Origin of the sequence: Noviherbaspirillum sp. (assembly GCF_035654295.1) — a bacterium.
Taxonomy (GTDB): Bacteria; Pseudomonadota; Gammaproteobacteria; order Burkholderiales; family Burkholderiaceae_D; genus Noviherbaspirillum.
Genome location: NZ_DASRXF010000218.1, coordinates 1 through 4674, shown reverse-complemented (window position 1 = coordinate 4674; position 4674 = coordinate 1). Strand labels below are relative to the sequence as shown.

Annotated in this window: 5 protein-coding genes; all 5 read left to right on the top strand. The window is 63.0% G+C overall.

Going from position 1 to position 4674, the window contains the following annotated elements; translation table 11 throughout:
• Positions 1-581 (top strand): exopolysaccharide biosynthesis polyprenyl glycosylphosphotransferase (locus VFF99_RS20440; protein ID WP_325020769.1); only part of this gene is annotated, 581 nt, incomplete at its 5' end.
• Positions 582-710: 129 nt separating this feature from the next.
• Positions 711-1655, top strand: a complete 945-nt coding sequence (gene galU / locus VFF99_RS20435) for a UTP--glucose-1-phosphate uridylyltransferase GalU (RefSeq protein WP_325020768.1) — start codon at positions 711-713, stop codon at positions 1653-1655.
• Between the two features lie 3 nt (positions 1656-1658).
• Positions 1659-2837 (top strand): GDP-mannose 4,6-dehydratase, encoded by a 1179-nt coding sequence (gene gmd / locus VFF99_RS20430; protein ID WP_414691564.1) that lies wholly within the window; start codon positions 1659-1661, stop codon positions 2835-2837.
• A gap of 39 nt (positions 2838-2876) precedes the next feature.
• Positions 2877-3848: a GDP-L-fucose synthase gene (fcl, locus tag VFF99_RS20425; RefSeq protein ID WP_325020767.1), complete on the top strand. Its 972-nt coding sequence runs from the start codon at positions 2877-2879 to the stop codon at positions 3846-3848.
• Between the two features lie 169 nt (positions 3849-4017).
• On the top strand, positions 4018-4674 hold a 657-nt coding region (locus tag VFF99_RS20420; RefSeq protein ID WP_325020766.1), incomplete at its 3' end, for a hypothetical protein.

Here is a 4674-nt window from a genome sequence, read left to right as displayed (position 1 = left end):
TCCTCAAGGACATCTTCGACAAGGCGTTCGCCATCGTCGCGCTGGTCCTGCTGCTGCCGCTGTTCATCGTGATCGCCGTCCTCATCAAGCAATCCTCGCCGGGCCCGGTCTTCTTCCGGCAGCCGCGGCTCGGCCTGAACGGACGCCAGTTCAACGTCTACAAGTTCCGCACCATGAAAGTGCACCAGGAACAAGGCGTCGTCACCCAGGCTACGCGCAACGATCCCCGCATCACGTCCATCGGCGCCTTCCTGCGCAGGACCAGCCTGGACGAGCTGCCCCAGTTCATCAATGTGCTGCTGGGCGACATGTCAGTGGTCGGCCCCCGGCCGCACGCGCTCCAGCACAACGAGATGTACAAGGATTTGCTAGAGATGTACATGCTGCGCCACCGCGTGAAGCCCGGCATCACGGGCTGGGCGCAGATCCACGGCTACCGCGGCGAAACCGACACGGTCGACAAGATGGCCAAGCGCGTCCAGTTCGATCTCCACTACATCCAGAACTGGTCGCTGTGGATGGATGTGCGAATCATCCTCTGGACCGCATTCAAGGGCTGGACTGGAACCAACGCTTACTGACGTGCAGCCACGGGTACGCCGCGCGCCGGCCTGATTCCGCCAGGCCACATGCGCAAGGACCGCCTGCGGCGGCTGGAACCCGCAACAGGCGAACTTGCTTTCTTAACCGAAGAAACCACAAAGAAAACCATGCGCAAGAAAATAACCAAAGCCGTTTTTCCCGTTGCCGGCCTCGGCACCCGTTTCCTGCCGGCGACCAAGGCCAGCCCGAAGGAGATGCTGTCGATCGTCGACAAACCGCTCATCCAGTATGCGGTGGAAGAAGCCATCGCCGCGGGCATTACCGAAATGATCTTCGTCACCGGGCGCAACAAGCGCGCGATCGAGGACCATTTCGACAAGGCGTATGAACTGGAAGCGGAACTGGAGGCGCGCAACAAGACGGCGCTGCTGGAAGTCATCCGCGGCATCAAGCCGGACAACGTCGAATGCTTCTACGTGCGCCAGGCAGAAGCGCTCGGACTCGGCCATGCGGTGCTGTGCGCGGAGCGCCTGGTCAACGGCGAGCCCTTCGCCGTGATCCTGGCCGACGACCTGCTCGACGGCCAGACCCCGGTCATGCAGCAGATGACCGAACTCTACGAACGCCACGGCACCAGCCTGATCGGCGTGGAAACCATTGCGCGCGAACAGAGCCGCTCCTACGGCGTGATCTCCGGCGCCACCTGCGACACGCGCCTGATCAAGCTCAACGGCATCGTAGAGAAGCCGGCGCCGGAAAAGGCGCCCTCCACCCTCGGCGTGGTCGGCCGCTACGTACTCAGCCCGGCCATCTTCCAGCACCTGCGCGAAGTGCGTCCCGGCGCCGGCGGCGAGATCCAGCTCACCGACGGCATCGCCTCCCTGCTCGCGCAGGAGCCCGTCCTTGCCTATCAGTTCGAGGGCATCCGCTATGACTGCGGCAGCAAGCTGGGCTATCTGCAGGCGACCGTGCAATTTGCGCTGCGGCACCCGGAAGTGCGCGAAGAGTTCCGCTCCTTCCTGCAGAACCTGCCCTTCGGCCATGCCCCCCATCCGCGCCAGGCGGTGCCGCAAGAGTCTGTCGCGGTCGAACCCGTCGCACTAGCGAGCTGAGCCATGAACATGAAGGACTTTTCGACAAGACAGGCGGCCGCGAAGGAATCCGGCAGCGCCGCCGGCGGGAACCGGAAAGTAGCGCTGATCACCGGCGTCAGCGGACAGGACGGCGCCTACCTCGCCGAATTCCTGCTCGGCAAAGGCTATGTCGTGCACGGCTTGAAGCGGCGCACCTCGCGCTTCAACACCGAACGCATCGACCACCTGTACCAGGGCCCGCAGGAAGACGAGCGCCGCTTCATCCTGTACCACGGCGACATGACCGACTCGGCATCCATCATGCGCATCATTCAGGAGACCCAGCCGGACGAGATCTACAACCTCGCCGCGCAAAGCCATGTCGCGGTCTCGTTCGACGAGCCGGAATACACCGCCAACTCCGACGCACTCGGTCCTCTGCGCATCCTGGAAACCGTGCGCCGGCTTGGCCTCGAGAAAAAGACGCGCTTCTACCAGGCATCGACGGCCGAGATGTTCGGCCAGTCGCAGGCATTGCCCCAATCGGAAGACACCCCGTTCCGCCCGCGCAGTCCGTACGCCATCGCCAAGCTTTACGCGTACTGGATCACGGTCAATTACCGCGAAGCCTACGGCATGTACGCCTGCAACGGCATCCTCTTCAACCACGAGTCGCCCCTGCGCGGCGAAACCTTCGTCACCAGGAAGATCACGCGCGGCCTTGCGCGCATCGTGCTCGACCACCAGGACTGCATCTACCTCGGCAATCTCGACGCCCGCCGCGACTGGGGCCATGCGCGCGATTACGTCGAAATGCAGTGGCGCATGCTGCAGCAGGAACAACCCGAGGACTTCGTCATCGCCACCGGCATCGAGCGCAGCGTGCGCGATTTCGTCAACGCGGCAGCGGCCGAACTGGGGATGACACTGCGATGGGACGGCAAGGGCGTCGACGAGACGGCCACCGTCGTCAATCCCGGTCCGCAGGCCAACGTCCGCGAGGGACAGGTGATCGTGCGCGTCGACCCCCGCTATTTCCGGCCGACGGACATCGACTGCATGGTCGGCGACGCCACCAAGGCGCGCGAGAAGCTCGGATGGCAGCCCAAGGTGCCGTTCGAGGAGCTGGTGCGCGAGATGGTGCAGTGCGACCTGGATGCCGCCGCACGCGACCATCTGTACCAGCAACACGACTGTGCCCCGCATCTCTACCACGACTGATGCTCCGGTCACAGGCACCCATCATCACTGAGGACGCACATGAAAGACAATTTGAACAAACGCATTTTCGTTGCCGGCCACCGCGGCCTGGTCGGATCGGCCATCGTGCGCGCGCTGCGCAAGCGCGACTACACGAACATTGTCACCCGCGCGCATGCCGAGCTCGAACTGACGGACCAGCAGCAAGTGCGCGAATTCTTCGCCTCGCAGCAGATCGACGAGGTCTACCTCGCGGCGGCACGCGTCGGCGGCATCCACGCGAACAATACCTATCCGGCCGAGTTCATCTACGACAACCTGATGGTGCAATCGAACGTGATCCACGAGGCATGGCGCGCCGGCGTGAAGAAACTGCTGTTCCTCGGCTCGTCCTGCATCTACCCGCGGCTGGCCGAGCAGCCGATCCGCGAAGAGTACCTGATGAACGGCGCGCTGGAGCCGACCAACGAGCCGTATGCCATCGCGAAGATTGCCGGCATCAAGATGTGCGAGAGCTACAACCGCCAGTACGGGACCGATTTCCGCAGCGTCATGCCGACCAACCTCTACGGGCCCGGCGATAACTACCATCCGGAAAACAGCCACGTCATTCCCGCCCTCATCCGCCGCTTCCACGAGGCAAAGCTGAGCGGCGCCTCCAAGGTCGTGATCTGGGGCACCGGCACGCCGCGCCGCGAATTCCTCTATGTGGACGACATGGCCGACGCCTGCGTGCATGTGATGAGTCTCGCTCGCTCCGTCTATGAAAAGCATACGACGCCCATGTTGTCCCATATCAATGTAGGTACAGGCGAGGACGTCACAATTAGGGAAGTTGCCGAGATCATCAGGAAGGTGGTCGGATTCGGCGGCGACATCGAGTTCGATACGAGCAAGCCCGACGGCACACCGCGCAAGCTGATGAACACCGCCAAGCTGACTTCGCTGGGATGGCGCCCGGGCATGCGCCTCGGCGAAGGCATCAAGGAAACCTATGAATGTTTCAAGGCGGAGTATCAGCATCAGCCCTGAGGCGGCGCTTCGATCCCTCCGGCCGGTTTGGCTGGATACCGGAGGCGCATTCCACTGTCCGAGCCTGGAAGAGATGCGGCGCGCCCTGCGCCGCAAGCCGCCAAGCGACCATCCGGCGCGCCGGCCTTGCTGCTGACCCGACCCGTTCACAACATCCTCTAGCACAACCATGACACCTGCCCTGACACCCGCCGAGGTCACTACCAACCTGGTTGCCGCCCTGTTCCTGATCCCGATCGTGTTCGGCTTCGTCATCAAGGCGCCGCAGCTGGTCGCGCTCGGCTTCATCGGCGTGCTGTTCGTCTTTTCAGACTCCACCTGGGGCCAGTTGACCACCGAGACCACGATCTATTCGCGCGGTTCCGGCATGTTCTATTTCTCGCTGCTGAACCTGGTGCTGCTGACGGCGGGGTTCGCCGCGATGCTCAAGCGGCTGGCCAATCCCGTGGGGCCGCAGCTGGCGCCCTCGATGGGCAAGTATTTCGCTGCCTTCGTGTTCCTGATCGCGGGCCACATCGTCGTCGGCTTGATGGAAGGCATCGAGCTCAACGTCATCCTCGGCTACAACGGCATCTTCAACGTGATCAACATGATGGTGTTCATGTACATCGTCATCATGGCTTTCGACAGCGAGGAGGATTCGCGCGCGCTGCTGTGGACCGTCATTCTGCTCGCCGCCGCGCGCGGCGTGTTCGGCGCGGTACGCTACTTCGTATTCGACGGCGACACGGCCAACCCCTACCGCAACTTCGAAGGCCTGGACATCAAGATCTTCTACTTCGACATCAGCGACAACTTCGTCGCCAGTGTCGGCGCCTTCTGCGCC